This window comes from Sanguibacter antarcticus (assembly GCF_002564005.1).
GTDB lineage: Bacteria > Actinomycetota > Actinomycetes > Actinomycetales > Cellulomonadaceae > Sanguibacter > Sanguibacter antarcticus.
Map to the genome: position 1 here is coordinate 2145071 of NZ_PDJG01000001.1, position 21643 is coordinate 2166713.

The 21643-nt window shown below is 68.8% G+C and carries 19 protein-coding genes and 3 tRNA genes; 4 read left to right on the plus strand and 18 right to left on the minus strand.

Annotation, left to right across the window (positions count from 1 at the left end):
- Positions 1–31 precede the first annotated feature (31 nt).
- Positions 32–1111 carry a LacI family DNA-binding transcriptional regulator gene (locus ATL42_RS09810; RefSeq protein ID WP_098455183.1) on the plus strand — a complete coding sequence of 360 codons (1080 nt, stop codon included), beginning with the start codon at positions 32–34 and terminating at the stop codon, positions 1109–1111.
- 8 nt (positions 1112–1119) lie between these two features.
- On the opposite strand, the gene ATL42_RS09815 is transcribed toward ATL42_RS09810, so the two are convergent.
- The 7 genes from ATL42_RS09815 to ATL42_RS09845 form a co-directional block, all read right to left on the minus strand.
- Complete coding sequence (locus ATL42_RS09815) at positions 1120–2646, minus strand: Tat pathway signal sequence domain protein (RefSeq protein ID WP_245862393.1); 1527 nt, start codon at positions 2644–2646, stop codon at positions 1120–1122.
- Positions 2647–2796: 150 nt separating this feature from the next.
- Positions 2797–3231, minus strand: a complete 435-nt coding sequence (locus tag ATL42_RS09820; RefSeq protein WP_098455184.1) for a MaoC family dehydratase — start codon at positions 3229–3231, stop codon at positions 2797–2799.
- The gene (locus ATL42_RS09825) at positions 3228–3746 is read right to left on the minus strand and encodes an FAS1-like dehydratase domain-containing protein (protein WP_098455185.1); all 519 of its coding nucleotides are present in this window, start codon (positions 3744–3746) and stop codon (positions 3228–3230) included. The genes ATL42_RS09820 and ATL42_RS09825 overlap by 4 nt, the downstream gene beginning before the upstream one ends.
- 25 nt (positions 3747–3771) lie before the next feature.
- Positions 3772–3942, minus strand: coding sequence for a 50S ribosomal protein L33 (gene rpmG, locus ATL42_RS09830; RefSeq protein ID WP_098455186.1), 171 nt, complete (start codon positions 3940–3942; stop codon positions 3772–3774).
- A gap of 83 nt (positions 3943–4025) precedes the next feature.
- Positions 4026–4102, minus strand: a tRNA-Met gene (locus ATL42_RS09835).
- 65 nt (positions 4103–4167) lie between these two features.
- Positions 4168–4239 (minus strand) — tRNA-Thr (locus tag ATL42_RS09840).
- A 214-nt stretch (positions 4240–4453) separates the two neighbouring features.
- A tRNA-Tyr gene (locus tag ATL42_RS09845) sits at positions 4454–4535 on the minus strand.
- A 147-nt stretch (positions 4536–4682) separates the two neighbouring features.
- On the opposite strand from ATL42_RS09845, the gene rarD reads away from it, so the two are divergent.
- The 3 genes from rarD (at position 4683) to ATL42_RS09860 (ending at position 7049) form a co-directional block, all read left to right on the plus strand.
- Positions 4683–5678: an EamA family transporter RarD gene (rarD, locus tag ATL42_RS09850; protein ID WP_281254296.1), complete on the plus strand. Its 996-nt coding sequence runs from the start codon at positions 4683–4685 to the stop codon at positions 5676–5678.
- Between the two features lie 74 nt (positions 5679–5752).
- Positions 5753–6247 (plus strand): YajQ family cyclic di-GMP-binding protein, encoded by a 495-nt coding sequence (locus ATL42_RS09855; protein WP_098455187.1) that lies wholly within the window; start codon positions 5753–5755, stop codon positions 6245–6247.
- 1 nt (position 6248) lies between these two features.
- Positions 6249–7049, plus strand: coding sequence for an HAD family hydrolase (locus ATL42_RS09860; RefSeq protein WP_098455188.1), 801 nt, complete (start codon positions 6249–6251; stop codon positions 7047–7049).
- Positions 7050–7087: 38 nt separating this feature from the next.
- Here ATL42_RS09860 and htpX read toward each other — a convergent pair whose 3' ends face one another.
- The 11 genes from htpX to nuoL all read right to left on the minus strand — a co-directional run bounded on the left by htpX (position 7088) and on the right by nuoL (position 21635).
- A complete protein-coding gene (htpX, locus tag ATL42_RS09865; RefSeq protein ID WP_098455189.1) occupies positions 7088–7987 on the minus strand; it encodes a zinc metalloprotease HtpX in 900 nt (299 codons plus the stop codon).
- 147 nt (positions 7988–8134) lie between these two features.
- Positions 8135–9526, minus strand: a complete 1392-nt coding sequence (locus tag ATL42_RS09870) for an FAD-dependent oxidoreductase (protein ID WP_098455190.1) — start codon at positions 9524–9526, stop codon at positions 8135–8137.
- 142 nt (positions 9527–9668) lie between these two features.
- On the minus strand, positions 9669–10160 hold the full coding sequence (locus tag ATL42_RS09875) for a hypothetical protein (RefSeq protein WP_098455191.1): 492 nt from the start codon (positions 10158–10160) through the stop codon (positions 9669–9671).
- A 5-nt stretch (positions 10161–10165) separates the two neighbouring features.
- A complete protein-coding gene (locus ATL42_RS09880) occupies positions 10166–10861 on the minus strand; it encodes a hypothetical protein (protein ID WP_098455192.1) in 696 nt (231 codons plus the stop codon).
- 70 nt (positions 10862–10931) lie between these two features.
- Entirely contained in the window at positions 10932–12479 is a 1548-nt protein-coding gene (locus ATL42_RS09885; protein ID WP_098455193.1) for a serine/threonine-protein kinase, read from the minus strand.
- On the minus strand, positions 12476–14143 hold the full coding sequence (locus ATL42_RS09890) for an FHA domain-containing protein (RefSeq protein WP_098455194.1): 1668 nt from the start codon (positions 14141–14143) through the stop codon (positions 12476–12478). Before ATL42_RS09890 ends, ATL42_RS09885 begins: the two co-directional genes overlap by 4 nt.
- A gap of 107 nt (positions 14144–14250) precedes the next feature.
- A complete protein-coding gene (locus ATL42_RS09895; protein WP_245862397.1) occupies positions 14251–15045 on the minus strand; it encodes a PP2C family protein-serine/threonine phosphatase in 795 nt (264 codons plus the stop codon).
- Between the two features lie 147 nt (positions 15046–15192).
- Positions 15193–16188, minus strand: coding sequence for a polyprenyl synthetase family protein (locus tag ATL42_RS09900; RefSeq protein ID WP_098455196.1), 996 nt, complete (start codon positions 16186–16188; stop codon positions 15193–15195).
- A 159-nt stretch (positions 16189–16347) separates the two neighbouring features.
- Complete coding sequence (nuoN, locus tag ATL42_RS09905) at positions 16348–18081, minus strand: NADH-quinone oxidoreductase subunit NuoN (protein WP_245862400.1); 1734 nt, start codon at positions 18079–18081, stop codon at positions 16348–16350.
- Positions 18078–19682 (minus strand): NADH-quinone oxidoreductase subunit M, encoded by a 1605-nt coding sequence (locus tag ATL42_RS09910; protein WP_098455197.1) that lies wholly within the window; start codon positions 19680–19682, stop codon positions 18078–18080. The genes nuoN and ATL42_RS09910 overlap by 4 nt, the downstream gene beginning before the upstream one ends.
- 12 nt (positions 19683–19694) lie before the next feature.
- Positions 19695–21635, minus strand: a complete 1941-nt coding sequence (nuoL, locus tag ATL42_RS09915) for an NADH-quinone oxidoreductase subunit L (protein ID WP_098455198.1) — start codon at positions 21633–21635, stop codon at positions 19695–19697.
- Between the last annotated feature and the right edge of the window lie 8 nt (positions 21636–21643).

Below are 21643 nucleotides of genomic sequence, written 5' to 3' on the forward strand. Positions count from 1 at the left end.
CAGATATCGGATGAAGAGCGAGGAATACCCAGTGTCCACACACAAGCCGACCCTCGCGAGCGTCGCCGGGGCCGCAGGTGTGTCACTCTCCACGGCGTCCCTCGCCTTTTCCAGCTCGGGCCCCATCTCTGACAAGACCCGCTCGAAGGTCCTCGCCGCTGCCGAGGAGCTCGGCTACCGAGGGCCCAACCCGCTGGGCCGACAGCTTCGGTCAGGGCGCTCCGGCGTCGTCGGGGTCGTCATCGGCGACCGGCTCCGGCGCAGCTTTCGCGACCCCGTCTCCGTCCAGGTGCTCGACGGGCTCGCAAGCACGCTCGGCTCCCTGGGCCTGGGCGTGCTGCTCATCCCTGGCGGGCTCACCGACGACGGGCGCCGCGTCGTCGACCCGCTCGTCGAGACCGCCGGCATGGACGTCGCCATCCTCATCTGGGGAGTCCATCGCGACGACCCGACGCTCGACGCCCTCGTCCGTCGTGGGGTCCCCGTCGTCATCGGTGAGGGGCGCCCTGTCGACGGCGCGCCGCTCGTCGGCATCGACGACCGTGGGGGCACAGCAGCGCTCGCACGTCACCTCACCACCGTGGGGCACGAGCGCATCGCGGTGGTGAGCCTCCCGTTCGGTGCGACCCGGCGGTCTGGGGTCGTCACCGACCTGCGGCTCGAGGACATCGACTGGACCCCGACGCTGCACCGTTTCCAAGGTCTGCACGACGCTGGGGTCGCCCCCGTCCTGTGCTGGGAGGCCGAGGCGTCGCTCGTCGAGCACGGCAGGACGGCCGCTCTCGAGATCCTCTCCCCGGCCCGCTACCCCGACCCCGCCGAACGGCCCACCGCGATCGTCGCGCAGTCAGACCTGCTCGCAGCCGGAGTCATGCTCGGTGCGCGCGAGCTGGGTCTGCGCGTCCCCGAGGACGTGTCCGTCGCCGGGTTCGACGGCATCGATCTCCCCTGGCTCGGCTCCGACGTCCTCACCACGGTCAAGCAGCCTCTCGCGGAGAAGGGCGCCGCGCTCGGCCGCGCCGTCGCGAGCATCCTCGCGGGAGAAGAGGCAGGCACGACGATGCTCGACGTCGAGCTCGTCCTCGGGACGACGACCGGCCCACCCGCCTGACCTGAGGGTCAGAGCCCTCCGGGCTGGAACGGGTTGGCGTGCTGCTCGGCCATCGCGTACCAGCTCGTGGCACCGACGTGCTGCACCTGGAAGTACCCGAAGCCGAAGCCCGAGTCGAGAAGACTCGAGGCCGCGACGATCCCGCTGCGCTCTGGCAACGCCACCCCGCCCATGACCTGACCCGCGCCGAGCGCACCCTGCGCACGCTTGATCTCTCCCAGGAGCGCGCGCACCTCGACGCTCCCGCCGGGACGCGGTGTTCTCGCAGCCCAGGGGCGGTCCCCCGTCCCGCCACCCTCGTGGTCACGGTCCGCGAGGGCCGCCGCCAGCTGGGCCGTGCCTTCGAGCCAGACACCCTGCTGGTCGACGGGCAGCCCGTTGTAGCTCGCGAGAGACGTGAGGCTCTCAGAGCTGAACGTCACCCCGGACAGACGGAGGCCCGACGGCAGCTGTGAGTTCTCGACCGCTGCAGAGTCGGTGACCGCGAGCTCCTCGACCGCCCAGTCCAGAGCCTCCGCGTGGTCGGTCGACCGCAGAGCCAACCAGCTCCACGTCTGAGGGTCGAGCGGGATCGGCGACGGGTTCACGGCCGCGCCGTCGTTCGTCCCCGTGTAGAAGTACCCTTCGACGTCGTTCCACATCCCGAGGACGAACGCACGAGCGTGGCCCGCGGCGAGGTCCCACCGGTCGTCACGGGTCCAGCGACGCAGCAGCGTGAAGAGGCTCACGCAGTCGATATTGTGCTCGGTCGAGGCGTTGGGGAGCGAGACGTCTGCCCCGTCGACCCCCAGGGAGAAGCCGCCGAGCGGGCTCGTCGACCATGTGTTCGTCGTGATCCACTCACCGATCCGCACAGCAGCAGAGCGATAGCGGGAGTCGCGGGTCGTCTCGTACAGCTGCAAGAGCGCGATCCCGGACCAGGCCATGTCGCCCACCGCTGTCCCGAGGAACCCGAACTGGGAACCGACGTTCGCGGCGCCGTCGGGCAGGACGAAACCGTACGGCTGCGGCGTCCCGTCGTAGAACACGTAAGGGCCGACGTTGTACGCCTGCCGGAGACGGCCGTCCGAGTAGACCGGGTCGTGCTCGAGCGCATAGACGAGGCCGTCACCGAGCGCTCGGGCCGACGCGCGGTGCTCGCTCCCGCCCGCCAGGTAGGCGCAGATCGCGAGCGCGGTGTCGTAGACGAACGCAGTAGAGAAGAGGCCGAGCTCATCGGCATAGCTCTGAGCGAGCCGTGGACCGGTGTTGATCTCCGGGTAGGCGTCGGACGCGACGTCGAGGAAGGCATAGGCCCCGGGGAGCCCCGTGCCGAAGAGCGCGGTGTCGCTCGGAGGCGGCAGGTGTGCTGCGCTCGCTCCACCGGCTCCGATCCCCAGCGCGGCGAGACCGAGCGTCCCTGCACCGACGGAGAGGAAGGTCCTGCGGCTCAGTGTCGAGCGGTCCGGTGCGATCGGGACGTCGCTCTCGGTCGGCGGCACGACGGCGCGCCGCCAGTGCGTGTGCCCGGCAAGGTCGTCTGCGTCGCGTCCCATGGAGGTTCCCCTCGTGTCGCACTGTCCGGACGCCCGTGTCCGTTGCTGCTCAACGGTACGTCGTGTCCGGCGCTGGCGAAAGGGAAGGCGCGCCGGGAACGGTCGCACCAGTGTGGGGCGGAGGTCTCGACGACCGTCACGCGGTGAGGCTCAGAGCGCGACGCGCACCTGTGACTTGCCGAGGACCCGTGCGCCGTCGTGGGTGACCGTGAGGTCGATCCGGACGGTCTGGGTGTCGAGGTCGATCGATCCGACCGTCCCGACGACCTCGATCTGCGTCTCGCCGCGCGCCGGCACGGGGACGGGACGGGAGAAGCGGGTCTGGTAGTCGACGATCGCGCCAGGGTCTGCGGCCCACTCGGCGACGAGCGTGACCGCGGCTCCCATCGTGAACATGCCGTGCGCGATGACACCGGGGAGCCCGACGTCGCTGGCGACGCCGTCGTTCCAGTGGATGGGATTGAAGTCGCCGCTCGCTCCTGCGTATCGGACGAGACGCGCCCGGTCGACAGGGATGGTCCGCGTCCCGATGACGTCTCCGACCGCGAGCGAGGTCACGTCGGGCCGACCGACGGGGGCGCTCACAGCCGTTCTCCCCGCACGGCGAGGGTGGACACGACGGTCGAGACCAGCTCGAGCCCGGCAGCATCGTCGCTGCTCGTGGGGGCTGCGGTCTCGTCATCGTCTGGGACGCTGGCTCCGAGAGCATTGATGTCGCACCGCGTGGTGATCATCGAGAGGCCTGAGCGCTGGGTGATGGACACGACGGTGAGCACGGTCACCAGCTCGTCGCCCGCAGCGATCGGACGCAGGTGCGTGAACCGCTCGTCTGCGTGGACCACGCGGGAGAAGTCGATCCCGGCGCTCGGGTCCTCGATGTACTGGGCCTCGGCGCGTTGCGCGACGATCACCGCGAACGTCGCCGGGGCGATGACGTCCGGATAGCCCAAACCCCGCGCAGTGACCACATCGTGGTGCGCGGGGTGGGTTGAACCTGTTGCTGCGGCGAACTCGCGGATCTTCTCGCGCCCAACCGAGTACGGGGCGTTTGCCGGATACTCGCGCCCGACGAAGTCGAGGTTGACGGAGACGGAGGTCATCGCAGTACGTGCTCGACCGGGAAGGTCAGCGCGTCTCGCGGTGCGAGGTGTGCTTGCTGCAGCGCGGGCAGAACTTCGCGAGCTCGAGCCGGTCGGGGGTGTTCCGACGGTTCTTCTTCGTGATGTAGTTGCGCTCCTTGCAGTCAACGCATGCCATCGTGATCTTCGGGCGAACGTCTGAGCTCTTGCTAGCCACGGTCTTGCCACCTCTCGCGCCGCCGGGGGCGCAACGTGCTTCGTTGTCGCGCACCGCCGGCCGGCACGCGTTCTCTTCAGTACTGGTAGCGGGGGCGGGGCTCGAACCCGCGACCTCACGATTATGAGCCGTGCGCTCTGACCAACTGAGCTACCCCGCCGCATCGATGTCGAAACATCGGGCGCAGGAACAATATTCCCACGCCCGACAGCACGACACCAACAGAGCCCCCGATGGGAATCGGACCCATGACCTCAGTCTTACCAAGACTGCGCTCTACCACTGAGCTACGGGGGCAGCGCGGGAAACTTTACATGCGAAACGCCGTGAGAACGAAATCGGCTCACGGCCAGGGGCCGCACGCCGTCCGAACCGTGCGACGGAGATCACACCAGGACGTTCCTCGACTCCCGCGTCGAGGACACCTGTACTGCTCCAGCCCTTCCGGAACCGGGTGACACGTCAGAGGGCGCCATCCGCAGATGACGCCCTCTGACCGTCTGTGCACGTGTGGCAGGTGAGGGATTCGAACCCACGTAGCATTACACGGCTGATTTACAGTCAGCTCCCTTTGGCCGCTCGGGCAACCTGCCTCGCACTCTCCGTCGTCGAGGGACGCACGGCAAGCCGCGCTACCCACTCTGCAGGAGCGAACCGATACTACAAGAGCGGACGCGTGGTTGGAAATCGAGCGCTCGTGCCCGACCGGGCAGGCCCCTGGCTCGCCGTAGAGTGACGACGTGACACAGCCCGGTTCCACGCCCGCACCTCGCGCAGCGGCTCCTCTCTCGCACCGGGCAGGCCTGGTCGTCGGGATCGCGACCTACGGCATGTGGGGGACGCTGCCGCTCTACTTCCCCCTCCTGCAGCCGGCGAGCGCGCTCGAGATCATCGCGCACCGCATCGTGTGGAGCCTCGTCTTCTGCGCCCTCCTGCTCGGGCTGACCCGCCAGCTCGGTGCCTACACGCGGATCCTGCGGTCCCGGCGCCTCGTGGGCACCCTCACGGTGGCGGCCGTCCTCGTGGCCGTGAACTGGATCATCTACGTCTACGGCGTCACGACGGGCCACGTCGTCGACGCGGCGCTCGGCTACTTCATCAATCCGCTCGTCACGGTCCTGCTCGCCGTCGTCGTGCTCAAGGAACGCCTGCGACCAGCGCAGTGGGTGGCGCTGTCGTTCGGAGCCGTCGCGGTCGTCGTCATCACCGCCGGGCTCGGGAGGGTCCCGTGGATCTCGCTCGGGCTCGCTGCCTCGTTCGGCGTCTACGGCCTCATCAAGAACCGGGTCGGCCGAGACGTCGCGGCGCTCCCCGGGCTCGCGGTGGAGACCACCGTCCTCGCCCCGGTCGCGCTCGGCTACATCCTCTGGCTGACCGTCCAGGGCACGAGCACGTTCGGTACCGAGGGCACCGGCCATGCGCTGCTGCTCGCGTCCGCGGGGATCGTCACCGCGCTCCCCCTGCTCTCCTTCGGAGCGGCGGCCCGGGTGCTTCCGCTCCGTGTGATCGGGATGCTCCAGTACATCGCCCCCATCATGCAGTTCCTCATCGGTGTGCTCGTCTTCCACGAGGCGATGCCCACCGTGCGATGGATCGGCTTCTCCCTCGTCTGGCTCGCACTGGCGATCCTCACCGTCGATGCTCTGCGGGCCGTACGCGCGTCCAGGCTCGCCGGACGCGGCCGTGCCCCGGCGAGCCCCCGCGAGCCTCTCGACGAGGCCTCAGAGGGTGCCTGACCAGCAGACAGGCGGAGGGCAGCATCCGATACGGTGGTCTCAGCCGCAGCCCACTACGTTCTAGGAGCCCCACCATGGCCGACTCATCGATGGACATCGTCAGCAAGGTCGACCGCCAAGAGGTCGACAACGCCCTCAACCAGGCGGTCAAAGAGGTCGCTCAGCGCTACGACTTCAAGAACATCGGCGCGTCGATCGCGTGGAGCGGCGAGAAGATCGTCATGATCGCCAACTCCGACGAGCGCGTCCTCGCGATCCTCGACGTCTTCCAGACGAAGCTCATCAAGCGCGGTGTCTCCCTCAAGCACCTGGACACCGGCGACACCGAGCCCAAGCTCTCCGGCAAGGAGTACCGCCTCGAGGCGACCCTCAAGGAAGGGCTCGCGGGCGAGAACGCGAAGAAGGTCACGAAGATCATCCGCGAAGAAGGCCCCAAGGGCGTCAAGACCCAGATCACGGGCGACGAGGTCCGCGCGACGAGCAAGTCCCGCGACGACCTCCAGACGATCCAGGCGCTGCTCAAGGGCGCCGACCTCGACTTCGCGGTGCAGTTCACCAACTACCGCTGACGTGGGGACCCCCTCGCGACCGCGGGTCGTCGCGACCGACCTCGACGGCACGCTCCTGCGGTCCGACGGGACCCTCTCCCCGCGCACCCGTGCCGTCGTCTCCTGGCTGGAGGAGACCGGGACTCCCGTCCTGTTCGTCACAGCCCGTCCACCCCGCTGGCTCGACGAGCTCGCCGACGCGGTCGGTGGGCACGGCACCGCGATCTGCCTCAACGGCGCGTGCTTCTACGATGTGGCGGCCCGGCGCACCATCGACTTCACCGGGTTCGAGACGGATCTCCTCACGACGGTCGTCCACGAGCTGCGTGCCGCTGTCCCGGGCATCGCGTTCGGGCTCGAGCGCGCATCGGGCGACCTCGTGGACCCGCACTACGCGACCCCGGACTACGTCGTCGGTCCCGGGACTCCTCGCCGTGCGGTGCAGGACGCGCTCGACGAGCCGGTCGGGAAGCTCATCGCTCGCGCCGACGACCTGACGCACGACGCGTTCCTCGCCCTCGTCGAGTCCACCGTCGGCGACCGCGTGCACCTCGCCTACTCCGGCGCCCTGGGGCTCGCGGAGATGACACCCCTGGGCGTGACGAAGGCCGCTGCCCTTGCCCGCTGGTGCGCGAACCACGGTGTTGACGCGTCCCAGGTGTGGGCTTTCGGCGACATGCCCAACGACCTGCCGATGCTCCGATGGGCCGGCACGTCGTTCGCCGTCGCCAACGCGCACCCGGACGTTCTCGCCGAGGCCGGCTCGGTCACGGCGAGCAACGACGACGACGGCGTGGCCCGCGCGCTCGAGACCCTGCGGTAGAACGGCCACGCGGGCTCCACCCGGCGCACCGGACCCGGTCAGTACCGGGTGATGGGACCGTCCTGGATCCCGCGGCCCCCCTGGCTGCCAGCCATCCGCTCGAGGCGCTCGATGCGCGTGGCCATCGGCGGGTGCGTCGCGAACAGGCGCCTCACGCCGGCTGCACGGAAGGGGTTCGCGATCATGAGGTGCGAGACGTTGACGAGATCGCGGTTCGCCGGCAGCGGTTGCTTCTGCGTCCCCGACTCGAGCTTGCGCAGGGCCGACGCGAGGGCCGTCGGGTCACCGGTGAGCCGGGAGCCGTCCTCGTCGGCGTCGTACTCCCGCGTCCGCGAGATGGCGAGCTGGACGAGCATCGCTGCGACCGGGGCCAGGAAGACCATGAGCAGAGCCGCGAACGGGTTTCCCCCGCGGTCTCGGCCACCACCGAAGAAGAGCATGATCTGGGCGAGACCCGTGATGAGACCTGCGAAGGCGGCCGCGATCGAGGACGTGAGGATATCCCGGTTGTACACGTGCATGAGCTCGTGACCGAGCACGCCCCGGAGCTCACGCTCCGTGAGGATCCGCAGGATCCCCTCCGTGCAGCAGACGGCAGCATGGCGAGGGTTGCGGCCGGTCGCGAAAGCGTTCGGAGAGGCCGTCGGCGAGACGAAGAGACGAGGCATCGGCTGGCGCGCAGCGGTCGAGAGCTCGCGCACGATCCGGTACATCTGCGGCTGCTCGATCTCGCTCACCGGTCGCGCCTGCATCGCGCGGATCGCGATCTTGTCAGAGTTCCAGTACCCGTACGCGGTTCCCGCGAGACCGAGCCCGCAGAACAGGACGAGCGTCCCGGTGCTGCCCTGCCCGACGACCGCCCACAGCGCCAGCAAGAACGCCCACATGATCCCGAACAGCAGGGCCGTCTTGAGCCCGTTGAAGTGTCTGTGCCCCATCTGCGCGATCCTTCCTGCTCCCGTCGTACGCCTACCTGGTGCAACGCGCACGCCCTCGCGTCCGTTCCCGGCGAGGGAAACGATCACGAGGGCGGCGGGCGTCCGTCAGGCAGGCTTCGCGCGGACGACGAGGCGGGCTGCGATCGCTCAGGCAGGCGCGGAGGTCTCGCCGAACGCGATGGCGATCATGTCGTCGCGCGAGATGACCTTGACACGCTCGCGCCCCTGGGCCTCGCCGAGCGCGCGCTCGTGGGCGTCGAGCAGCTGCCACCCGTCCCACTCGATGAAGCGGACGCCCCGCTCGCGCAGGAAGTCCGTGATGGCGGCCGGGTCGGGCTGGGTCGCCGACGCGAAGTCGGAGCTCTCCTGAGCGTCGGCGACGAGGTTGCGGATCGTCTCCGACGCGTCTGACTTGGTGTGCCCGATGAGGCCGACCGGACCACGCTTGATCCAGCCGGTGCAGTAGACGCCGCTGACCTGCTGGCCGTCGATGTCCATGACGCGGCCCTCGACGTTCGGGATGACTCCCTTGCGGTCGTCGTACGGGATCTCGGGAAGCGCAGACCCGAAGTACCCGACAGCCCGGTAGACGGCCTGGACAGGCCAGTCCTGGAACTCCCCGGTGCCGCTGACCGTGCCGTCACCGTTGAACGCCGTGCGCTCGGTCCGCAGCCCGTCGACCTTGCCGTCACCGTCGGCGTCGACGATCTCGGCGGGTGCGTGGAGGAAGTGCAGGTGCAGCCGGCGTGACGCGGTGAACGTCGACGGGTCGTTGAGGGCCCAGTCGGTGAGCGTCTTGACGACCTGCTTGGTCTGGTTGGACGAGCCGATCGCCGCGAGGGACCCGTCGTCGAACTCGAAGTCCTCCGGGTACACGACCACGTCGACGTCGCGGACGTGGCCGAGCTCGCGGAGCTCGAGCGGTGAGAACTTCGCCTGGGCCGGTCCACGACGTGCGAAGACGTGCACGTCAGTGACCTGCGAGGCCTGGAGCCCCTCGAACACGTTCGAGGGAATCTCGGTGACGAGCAGGTCGTCAGCGTGCTTCGAGAGCATCCGTGCGACGTCGAGAGCGACGTTGCCTGCACCGATGACGGCGACGGACCGGGCATCGAGCGGCCATGACGTCGCCACGCTCGGGTGCCCGTCGTACCAAGAGACGAAGTCTGCTGCGCCATAGGAGCCGTCGAGCTCGACGCCCGGGATAGACAGGGCCGCGTCGGTGAAGGCGCCGGTCGAGAAGATGACGGCGTCGTAGAACTCCCGGAGCTCGTCCAGCTTGAGGTCGATGCCGTAGTCGACGTTCGCGAGCAGGCGGATGTCTCCGCGCTCGAGGACCTTGTGCAGGGCCATGATGATCTGCTTGATGCGGGGGTGGTCCGGGGCGACGCCGTAGCGCACGAGCCCGAACGGGGCAGGAAGACGCTCGATGAGGTCGATGGAGACGTCGAGATCCGTCTTGGAGAGGATGTCAGCGGCGTAGATGCCTGCCGGCCCTGCTCCGACGATGGCGATACGCAGTTGACGATCGGTGCTCACGGAAATTCGTGCCTTCCGGTTGGGATCCCGAGGATCTCTCGGTGGGGTGCTCTGAGTCTAAGTGGACGCGCACTGCTCACCAGATTCGCAAACATCTCGCCTGATGGATACGCCATCTTACATAATGGATGGGCCGTGCTCGTCAGTCCGTCGGGTCGAGAAGGACCAGACTGTCCTGGATGTCACGGATCTCGCCGAACGCGGGCTCGACCTGGACGCCCGCACACGTGCCCGTGATCTGCACCACATCGGAGACGGCGCCGCTCTGCAGCACAGCCATGCGCACCGCCTGGACGAGGGTCCCGCCCTTGCCGTCAGAGAAGTATCCCTCCACACGCAAGCCTGCACCCCCGAGGACCTCGGCGCCGTTCTCCCGGTGCGTCTCGGTGAACCGCGGCAGGTCCTTGAGCCGCGCGTTCACCTCCTTGCGCGCGTCTGCCAGCGTGTGGCCTGCGCCGAACCGCTGCACGGTGACGAGAACGTTCGGCCGGAACTGCCCTGCGGGCACCTCTCGTGCAGCCGCGAGCGGCAGCCCGACGCCCGCGAGCGCCACCCACCCCTGCGGGATCGCCATCGACAGCCGCGGGTACGCCGGGAACGCCTCGCTCGGGAACGTCAGTGTCTGCCCCGTCACGGCGCTCAGTCGTCAGACGTGACGTCGAGGAGCGGGAGATCGGCTGAGGTGACGAGCCGTGAGGTCACGGCGTACTCCACGAGCCGGGCCCGACGGTTCGTCGCCAGCTGCTTCGGTCCGCCGCGCAGTCCTTTGACCCCCAGGCGATCGAGCTTGTCGCACACGTTGTCGAGCTTGCGGTTGAACCTCGTCGTCGCCCAGCCGAGCCGCTTGGCGGCCTCCGCGGTCGACGGGATCTCGCTCAGACCAGCACCGTCGCGCTTGAGCATCGGCTCGCAGAGCGCGACGATCAGCTGCTTCTGGCTCGTCGTGAACGCGATGACCCCGATGGTCGTCTCGCCGATCTGAGGATCGTCCGTGAGGACCTCCTCGTACGGCGAGCCCTCGAGGTGCATGAGGATCTCGTACGTCGTCGGTCCGGCCGTGAAGACCACCGTCGTGGTCTTGAAGACGATGGGGAGACGGTTGCCCGGAGACAACCATGACTGGACACCGCCGCTCGCGTCGCACACCGTGGCCGAGATGAGCGAACCGACGTTCGCCAACCACCAGATGCCGTCCGTGTGGGTGATCCGCAGGAACCGCCGGTGCAGGTACGGGTTGTCGTCGACCGACAGGTCCGACTCACGACCCACCTCGAACGGTTCGTCGAGGGCTGGGCGAAACCACTCGCCGCAGTATTCGATCGCAAGTTCCGTCATCGCGCAGGTACTCCTTCGTGGGTGCGATCCTTCGCACGTGGACGCTTCAGCACTCTATCGAAGAACACTGTCATTCGAGGCACCGCACGGCCGGACTGGCCGAGAGCCGCCCGCTGCGGACGATCGAGACCTCGAGGCACGCAGCATCGACACCGAACGTGCTGACCGACACGCTGAGCGCCGACGTCGCCTTGAGCGGGCCGAGCGTCGATGGATCGGTGGCGCTGTCCGCTCCTCCGGCACCGAGCACCGGACGGTACGCGGAGAAGTCGCCGTCCTGCGGGTCGGGGTTCGACCAGGCGAACACGGCGACGCTCCCGTCCGTCGTGACCGAGAGGCCCGCCGGCGACGGCACCTCGTTCGACGGGACGCTCCCGCCGATGCTCTCGACCATGACGTACACCGCAGAACCGCCGCCGATGCCGACGAGCGCAGCGAGCACGACGACGAGGACGAGGGGCCGGCGGAGAAACGACACGAAGCCCGTCGGGCGCGGGTCGACAACGACGTACGGGACGCCGTCGACCGAACCGTAGCCCTGCGACGTCGAGTCGTGAGACGCCTGTGAGGCGCTCGGCGAGAGCGCGTCCGCTGGGTGTGCGTGCACCGGGGTCTCGCTGTGCACCACCCCGTACGCAGGGTGGAACCGGTCGGTAGCGAGGCGCACCCGTGTCCCGTCGTCGACCCCGTCCGGGTCCGACGCGTCCCGCAGCGCAGCCGGACGCGGGGACCCGACGGCCACCGGTGCCTCGAGGATGTCGATCGGCGACGTCGCGAACGAGAGCTCCGTCTGCACCTGCTGCAGGGCACGAGCGAGCTCGAGCACCGTCGGGTACCGCATCTCGGGCGCCTTCGCCATCGCCACGGCGAGCACGCGCTCGAGCGAGGCGGGCACGTCCCCCCGCCCGATCGGAGGCAACGGGTCGTGCGTGATCCGCTCGATGAGTGCTCGCTGAGAGTTCGCACCGCCCGGGACCTCGAACGGGGACCGCCCCGCCAAGAGGGTGTAGATCGTCGCTGCCAACGACCACACGTCACCGGTCACACCGCTGCGCGGGGTCGCCGTGAGGGTCTCAGGAGGGGACCACGGGACCGACATCCCGTCCGCGCCCGCCTCGCTCTGCTCGATCGTCGCCGAGATGCCGAAGTCCGTCAGCGCCGGGTGCCCGTAGTCCGTGACGAGGATGTTCGCCGGCTTGATGTCCCGATGGACGATGCCCGACCGGTGTGCGGTCTCCACCGCACCGGCGATCTGTGCACCGACCCGGAGGGTCTCGGCGATGCCGAGACGCTCGTGCTTGTAACGGGTCGAGAGGTTCGGTCGGGAGCAGAACTCCATGGCGAGGTACAGGCGACCGTCGTCCGTGACGTCGCTGTCGAAGATCGTGACGATCGACGGGTGGCTCGAGACCGCCGCCATGAGATCTGCCTCGGCAGCGAACGCCTCACGGGTGGTGCCGTCAGACCACTGGGGCAGCAGGACCTTGATCGCCACCTGCCTGCGCGGCCGGAGCTCCTGGTAGAGGAACACGTCAGCGAACCCACCGGAACCGATGACCCGCAGGAACTCGTAGCCCTGAATGTCGGGCGGCGACGACGGAGGCCGCCGGGAGCTCATGCGATGCCCTCGAACGTGAGCAGGACCCCGTCGCCGAGATCGACGACGTCTCCCTCCGCGACGAGCGTGGGCTCGTGCGGGTGCAGGCGTCGGGGCGCCTGGCCGGAGCGCACGAGGGTCGTGCCGTTCATGGTGTCGAGGTCGACGAGCAAGACGTGCCACCCCTCGAGGCGCACCTCGAGGTGCGAGCGCGAGATGTCCTGGCTCGGGCTGACCACCGTGACGAGCCGAGGCCCCGGCGACTGCCGCGACTGCGGCATCGGGAACCGTCCGACCACGACAGGCTGCACGAGGTCGACAACCTCCCCGTGAGAGAAGCGCACCCGACCGAGGGACGGACGCTCGACGAGCTGGGCGTTCGGGCTCAGCCCTCCCCCGCACTGAGAGCACGTCATCCGGACCGGCGGGTTGGCGTGGCCGAAGAAGCACGACCGCGCCAAGATCTCCGGCGCCCGCGGCGCAGGTCCTCGCGGCGCCGAGACAGGTGGCGCGGACAGGTCAGCGGGCTGCTGGGCTGGCGGGGCTGGCGGGGCTGGCGGGACGACGACACCGTACGTACCCCCCTCCCCTGCAGAGGGCGTCTCGCGGGAACCGTCGCCTGTGGCGGGCGGCGGAGGTGGCACGGGCGGCATCGGTGTCGGCACCGAGCGGGCACGCACAGGGACGGGAACCACCGGTCCAGCCGTCGAGAGGATCGTCGAGTCGTCGAGGTCGCGATCGTCGAGGTCGGCCTCAGAAGGTGCTTCGTCGACGGCGTCGATCGTCTCCGTGCCAGCACCGGTGCCGGTGCCGCTGCCGACCTGGTCGACGTCGACGGTGTCGGAGCCTGCGCGCTCCGGGCTGTCGAGGGAAGACTCGTCGTGTGCTGGACCGTCAGCAGTCTCCGCCGCGGCGGCGTCGCTGACGTCGCTGACGTCGCTGGCGTCGCTGGCGTCGCTGCTCTCGGCGCGCCAGTCCTCGGGAACGTCGGCGAGGGTCTGCCCGAACTCCGGAAGATTCGCCGAGGTCTGCTCGGGCTCGAGCCTCGAACCGGGCTCCTCCTCCGGCTCGACGCTCTGCTCGACACCCGGCTCGGCATTCGGCTCGACGGTGGCCTCCGCGACCGGGGCTTCTGCAACCAGGGCGTCTGCCGCCACGGCAGGTTCGACGTCACTCGATGCCTCAGCAGCGGTATCGCTGAGCGGAGCACCGGCGACGTCCCACCTGAGCGTCGAGACCGGGACGATACCACTGACGATCGTGAGCAGGCACTCCCCCGCGCCCGGGCCGCCAGGTCCGAGAGCGATCGTCTGCACGCCCGCGACCTGCTTCTCCACCCAGGTGGTGACGCTGCGCCCGACGACGTCCGTCTCGCCCTCGGACGCACGGACGTGCACCTCGAGCTCGCCGCGAGACGCGACGTGCGCGGCGGATGTCGAGTCACCGTCCAGAGGGTCCCCAGCAACGAGCACGACCACCGAGAACCCGGGCAACGCCCTCCAGGTCGGGTCGAGGACGCCCGTCACCGCGTCGAGGACGGCGGCCATCCCGTCGCCCGGCGAGAGTCGCTCGAGGACGTCCCACAGCCGGGCAAGGTCCGATGCCCCGACGGTCGGGTCCACGACCACCACGCGTCCAGGCTGCACGAGCGCGGACGCCGGGCCTGGTGCGTAGCGGATCGGCATGGTGTCCTCGTCTTCTCGTCGTCGCGCGCCATCGAAGGGCCGCAGGCTGGTGCACGGGCTCGCGTCGTCGCTCTGTCGGGTGCCACGGTTGCCGAGGACGTTAGCGCCTATGTCGAGAGAACGGAACTCTGCCGGCCGAAGGTGTGGACGCCGCCGGCGCCCTCCGTGCCGAGGTCTGCGCCGACGTCGACGACCACGACCGTGATGTTGTCGCGGCCGCCCGACAGCAGAGCACAGTTCACGAGCTGGTCTGCGGCGAGCTGAGGATGGGGCTGAGCCCGGAGCACGGCTGCGATCTCTCCCGCGCTGACGTCGTCGCTCAACCCGTCGGAGCAGATGAGGATGCGCTCCCCGGGAACCATCGGCATGTACCAGCAGTCGGGTTGCGGCTCCACGAGCCCACCGAGCGCTCGTGTGATGACGTGGCGACGCGCATACGTCCGGGCTTCTTGCGGGGTCACCTCACCCGCAGCGACAAGCTCTTGGACGAGAGAGTGGTCGACGGTCACCTGCTGGAGCTCTTCGTCCATGAACCGGTACGTCCGCGAGTCACCGACGTTCGTGACGAGCCATGTCGGCACACCCCCGTGGTCGACAGCGACGACCCCGGACAACGTCGTGCCTGCTCCCCGTCCCGGCTGGGTCGCGATACGCGAGATCGCCCCGTGCGCGTCGCTCACAGCCTCTCGCACGTCGTCGACGGTCGCGTTGTTCGACTCGCCGAGACCGCACAGGATGGCGACTGCGGTCGCGCTCGCCCGTGCACCGGCCTCGTGCCCGCCCATCCCGTCGGCGACGAAGTACACACCGCGCGCAGCATGGAACGAGTCTTCGTTCGCGGACCGCCGTCGACCAGCGTGTGTCGTCGCACCCCAGCGCAGGGTGCTGGTGGCGTATCGCATGCTCACCGTGCACCCCCTCGTTCGTTCGCCAGGAGCCGTCCTGGAACTGCCTGACGCTCTGTGTTTCCTGACCGTAAACCGCTTGACGCCGACGGGCGATGGGGACTACTCCCCTCGTTTCACCCTCACCTCGTGCGCGTCGCCGCGTCACGCCGTGCGGTCGACGAGCGCGTCCGCGAACGAGACGAGGGCCGCCCTGACCGGGCCGTCGGGCAACGGCTCCAACTCAGCGACCGCGGCTCGGGCCCACGCGATGGCCTGAGCCCGGGTCTCCTCGACGACAGCGTGGGTCCGCAGCGCACCGACAGCCCGCTCGAGATCCGCATCGGAGGCGAGGTCGCCGTCCAGCAGACCCAGGAGCTCGACGTCCTCACGCGAGGCTGCGACCCCGGCAGCGGCGATCCGGCTCCGGAGCAGGAGCACAGGCATGGTGGGGACACGTTCCCGCAGGTCAGTGCCGGGCGTCTTCCCCGTGAGCACACCGTCAGACGTGAGATCGATGACGTCGTCCGCCAGCTGGAACGCGACGCCGAGCTTCTCTCCGTAGCCCGCGACGGTCTCGACCACCTCGGGGCGGCAGCCGGCGAACTTCGCTCCGAAACGGGCAGACGTCGCCAGGAGCGACGCCGTCTTGTCCGACAGGACACGCAGATAGTGCTGCACCGGGTCCTCGCCGCGCGACGGCCCGACCGTCTCGTGGAGCTGGCCCAGGCAGAGTCGCTCGAAGGTCTCGGCCTGCAGCCGGACCGCTTCAGGGCCGAGACCGGCTACCGTCCGGGACGCACGCGCGAAGAGAAGATCACCCGTGAGGATGGCGACCGAGTTGCCCCAGACCTCGTGCGCGGCCGGAGCGCCGCGTCGCAGCGGCGCCGAGTCCATGACGTCGTCGTGGTACAGCGTCGCGAGGTGGGTGAGCTCGACGACGACGGCGGCGTCGATCACCTCAGGGCGTGACGCCTCGCCCAGCTCGGCCGTCAGCAGCACAAGCATGGGGCGCAAGCGTTTGCCCCCGGCATTGACGAGATGTCGTGAGGCAGTGTCAGCGAGGGTGTCGGCGTTGGTCACCGAGTCGCGCAGACGCTCCTCGACGAGGGCGAGGCGGCGCACGAGCGTCTCAGACAGCTCTCCGTCCACGTCTGGCATGCCGATCGAAGCGTTAGTCACAGGTAGAACCTATCCGGTGTCATCCGGTGCTCCGACCCAGACGCACGACGACTGACCGATCTGTCACGGATGTCCGCCGGCATCGGCGCGGATCTGGCGTTCGGCTCCAGCCGAACGCCAGACCTGTGCCGACCATCGTCAGCGGATGCCGGACACTCTGGCGATGACAGCCAGGACCGGAGACGGGAAGACCCCGAGGACGAGCACCGCGGCAGCCGTCACAGCGATGGTGAACGCAGTCATCCCTTCGGAACGGACGACAGTGACCGCCGGAGCACCCGTCGCGACGAGCACCGACGAACGCGCCGTGTGGGTGGCCCCCACCTCGTTCTCGCCCGCCTCGGTCTCAGCAGGCTCGACCGGAGCCATGCCCTCGGGCGACGTGAAGAACATGATGACGATGACCCGGATGTAGAAGAACACCGCGACCGCAGACGCGAGCACACCGACGACGGCGAGGACCGTCGAGTCTCCGAGGACCTGGTTGCCCTCGACCGCCGCAGCGAACGCACCGAACTTGGCGATGAACCCGCCCGTGAGCGGGATCCCGGCGAACGAGAGCAAGAACAGGGCGAACGAGCCCGCGAGCCACGGCCTGCGCCGTCCGAGACCGGCCCACTGCCCGAGGTGGGTAGCCTCGCCGAGGATCTCCCCTCCCGGACCGACCTCGCGCACGAGCGTGACGACGGCGAACGCACCCACGGTCGCGAGCCCATAGACCAGCAGGTAGAAGACGACAGCCTTGATGCCCTCGCCGTTGAACGCGAGGAGCGCGACGAGGACGAACCCTGCGTGGGCGATCGAGGAGTAGCCGAGCATCCGCTTCATGTCCGTCTGCGTCGCACCGACGATCGTTCCGACGACCATCGTCGCGATCGCCACGACCCACAGCGCGGCCTTCACCGAGTCGAGCATCTCGAGCGAGCCGACGAAGCCCCCCGCGTAGATGAACCGGAGGAGCGCGCCGAAGGCGGCGACCTTGGTGCACGCCGCCATGAATCCCGTGATGGGTGTGGGGGCACCTTGATAGACGTCCGGCGTCCACGCCTGGAACGGTACGGCGCCCACCTTGAACAGCAGCCCGGCGATGACGAAGAGCGTGCCGAGAAGCCACAAGAGCTCCCAGCCGTCCGGAGCGTCTCCCTGGGCGACGCTCGTGGACGCGGCTCCGATGCCTTGGAGGGTGACGGATCCGGAGTATCCGTACAGCAGCGCTGCCCCGAAGAGGAAGAGCGCAGACGAGAAGGCGCCGAGGACAAAGTACTTGAACGAAGCCTCCTGCGAGAGCAGGCGACGACGCCGGGCCATGCCCGAGAGCACGTAGAGCGGCAACGAGAGCACCTCGAGAGCGATGAACATCGTCACGAGGTCCCCGGCTGCGGGGAAGATGAGCATGCCCGCGACAGCGAACATGAGCAGCGGATAGGCCTCGGTCTGCTCGAGCCCCTTGCGGCGCGCGAGGTCCTCGTAGTCGGATCCTGGGATGGCGGCAGCGCTCGGAGCGAAGGGGCTCTGCATCGCTGCCGTGCGGTCCGAGACGACGAGGAGCGCGAGCAGCGCCAGGAGAGCGATCGTGCCCTGGAGGAGCATCGCTGTGCCGTCGAGCACGAGGGCGCCGCCGAGGACGGTCTTGCCCCCCGGCGCGTCCGTCCCGGTCCACGCGATCCCTTGCCAGACGATCACGCCGAGCGCCGCCGCGAGGGAGACGGTCGTGAGGACCACCTGCACCGTACGGCGCAACCGTGCAGGGACGAAGGACTCGACGAGCACCCCGAGCACCCCGGCGCTGACGACGATGATGAGCGGTGCGAGGGCGGCCCACTCGACCGCGGGCGCGACGAACACGCCCTCTGCTGCAGCGTGCACGATCACGAGTGGCTCCCCTCGGTGGGCTGGGCGGTGCTGTCGTCGACCACGGCTGCGTCGGGCGTGAGCCCGACCAGCTCCACGGTCACCGCAGCGGGCTCTCGGACGAGCTCGAGCGCCGCGCCGGGCACGAACCCGAGCACGAGCAGCCCGACGACGAGCGGTGCGGCGACCCACTTCTCGCGAGCCGACAGGTCGTGCGTCCCGGCGAGCTCGTCACGCACCGGCCCGGTGAAGATGCGCTGGTAGGTGAGCAGCACGTACAGGGCCGCGAGGATCACGCCGGTCGCGGCGACGATCGCTGCCGCAGGGCTGCGTCCGTACGTCCCGACGAGCACCATGATCTCCGAGACGAACGTCGAGAGCCCCGGCAGCGAGAGCGCGGAGAGCCCGGCGACGAGGAACGTCCCGGCGAGCACGGGCACCACCTTCTGCAGGCCGCCGAAGTCGGCGATCTGCCGCGAACGACCCGACGGGGACCGTGCGACGAGGAATCCCGCCACGAGGAAGAGCAGCCCGGTGGAGATGCCGTGGTTGACCATGTAGAAGGACGCCCCGGCGACGCTCAGCTGCTGGAACGCGAAGATGCCGAGGACGATGAACCCGAAGTGCGACACAGACGTGTAGGCGACGAGCCGCATGATGTCCTGCTGACCGAGGGCCAGGAGCGCGCCGTAGAGGATCGAGACGACCGCGAGAACGATGATCACGGGCGCCGCCCACCGGGACGCGTGCGGGAAGAGCGGGAGGCAGAGCGTGAGCATCCCGAAGGTCCCGACCTTGTCGAGGACGCCGACGAGGAGCACCGAGGTGCCCGCCGGGGCGTGCTCGGCCGCGTCAGGCAGCCAGGAGTGCACGGGGAAGAGCGGGGCCTTGATCGCGAACGCGAGGAAGAACCCGAGGAACAGCAGCCGCTCGGTCGTCGGGTCGAACGAGAGACCCGTGAGGTTCTCGGTGAGGAAGCCCTGCGGCCCACCAGGCCCCTGGACGTAGAGCGCGATGACGGCCACGAGCATGACGAGGCCACCAGCGAGCGAGAAGATGAGGAACTTGATCGCGGCGTACCGTCGCCGTGCCCCGTCTCCGAACCCACCGATCATGAAGTAGACCGGGATGAGCATGGCCTCGAACACCACGTAGAACAGGAACACGTCCCGCGCCGCGAAGATGAGGACCATGAACATCTCGAGCACGAGGACCAGCGCGAGGTAGTGGCGCAGCCGGACGAACCCAGGAGCGCGGTCCGGCTCGACGACCTCAGGCCGGTCGATCCCCTGCTCGCGCCACGCTGCACCGATGACGAGCGGGACGAGGACGACGCTCAGCGACACGAGGAGCAGCCCCACACCGTCGACGCCGAGCGCGTAGCTCACGCCGAGCTGGCGGATCCACTCGTGGGTCTCGGTGAGCTGGTACGTCCCGGACGCGGTGCGGTCGAACGCGGCGACGGTCACGACGAGCAGGACGACCTCGGCCAGAGAGAATCCCAGGGCGAGCGGTCGCGCCAGATGGACCGACCGCTTCGGTAGTGCCCACAGCACGAGCGCGCCGACGAGCGGCAACGCGACGAGCAGGGTGAGCCATGGCATGTTCGCATCGATGTTCATCTGCCCGCCCTCTCAGTTCCACACGCTCAGGACGACCACGACGAGCACGCCTAGGCCCGCGAGCATCATGGCGGCATAGGACCGCACATATCCGTTCTGCATCCGCTTCACACCGATCCCGACCAACCCGAGGAATCCTGCGAATCCCATGAAGCCACCGTCCACAACCTTCTTGTCTGCGTAGACGAGAGAACGGGTCAGGTACTGGCCCGGACGCTGGAGGAGGTTCTGGTTGACGACCTCCTGGTAGAGATCGACACGCGCAGCCCGCGTGAGCGCGGTACCGCGCGGCGGCACGACCGGGACCGCCGAGGCAGCGTACTGACGCCAGGCGAGGAACACGCCGGCGAGGACGAGCGCGAGCGTCGCCGCCATGATCACGGGGACGGGCAGCACAGGTTCGTGGTGCTCGACGTGACCGGTGACCGGTTCCAGCCACGTGGTGAAGGTGCTGCCGATCATGAGCACGCCTCCGAGGGCGGCTGAGCCGACCGCGAGGATGATCATGGGCCACGTCATGAGGGCAGGTGACTCGTGCGGGTGACGGTGCGGGGTCTCCGGCGTCATGGACCCGTCGGACAGCTCGGTCGCCCAGCGCTTGTCGCCGTGGAACGTCATGAAGAAGAGGCGCGACATGTAGAAGGCCGTAATCCCGGCGCCGACGAGGGCGACGAGACCGAAGACCCACGGCTGCCAGCCCTGCGCGCCGTCAGCAGCGAACGCGGACTCGATGATCTTGTCCTTGCTCCAGAAACCCGAGAACGGTGGGATCCCGAGGATCGCCAGCCATCCGACACCGAAGGTCAGCCACGTGACCTTCATGTACTTCGACAGGGCACCGAAGCGACGCATGTTCACGTCGTCGTCCATGCCGTGCATGACCGAGCCTGCTCCGAGGAACATGCCGGCCTTGAAGAAGCCGTGGGTGAGGAGGTGGAAGATCGCGAACGCATACCCGATCGGGCCGAGGCCCGCAGCGAGCATCATGTAGCCGATCTGGGACATGGTCGACGCGGCGAGAGCCTTCTTGATGTCGTCCTTGGCACAGCCGACGATCGCTCCGAAGAGGAGCGTCACCGCACCGACGATCGCGGTGACGAGCAGCGCGGTCGGCGCCTCGGTGAAGATCGGGCCCGAGCGCACCACCAGGTAGACACCGGCGGTGACCATGGTCGCAGCGTGGATGAGCGCCGAGACCGGCGTCGGGCCTGCCATCGCGTCGCCGAGCCACGACTGGAGGGGGAACTGGGCGCTCTTGCCGCACGCGGCGACGAGCAGCACGAGGGCGATCGCGGTGAGGACCGCGGTGTCGGTCGACGATGCTGCCCCGGCGAAGACGGTCGCGAAGTCGACGGCGCCGAACGTCGCGAACATGATCATGATCGCGACGATCATGCCCACGTCGGCGATGCGGTTGACGATGAACGCCTTCGTGGCGGCCGTCGCGTTGGCGGGCACGTGGTTCCAGAACCCGATGAGCAGGTACGACGCGAGGCCGACGCCTTCCCAGCCGACGAAGAGCAGCAGGTAGGAGTCCGCGAGGACGAGCGTGAGCATCGCGGCGACGAAGAGGTTGAGGTACGCGAAGAACCGTCGCCGGTCGGCGTCGTGCTCCATGTAGGCCACGGAGTAGACGTGGATGAGCGTGCCGACGAAGGTCACGAGCATGACGAACGTCAGGCTCAACGGGTCGACCCGGAGGCCTGCGTCGACGTTCAGCGTCCCGGCGTCGAGCCACGAGAAGAGGTGGACGTCGACGACGCGGTCGTGCGCGTCACGGCTGAGCAGGGCGAGGAGGACGAGGAGCCCGACGACGAAGCTCGACCCGGAGACCGCGACCCCCATCCAGTGGCCCCAGCCGTCGGCGCGGCGCCCGACGAGGAGCAGTACTGCAGCCCCGACGAGGGGGATGGCGATGAGCAGCCAGGCTGCATCGATCAGTGACGTGTCCAATCCGACCG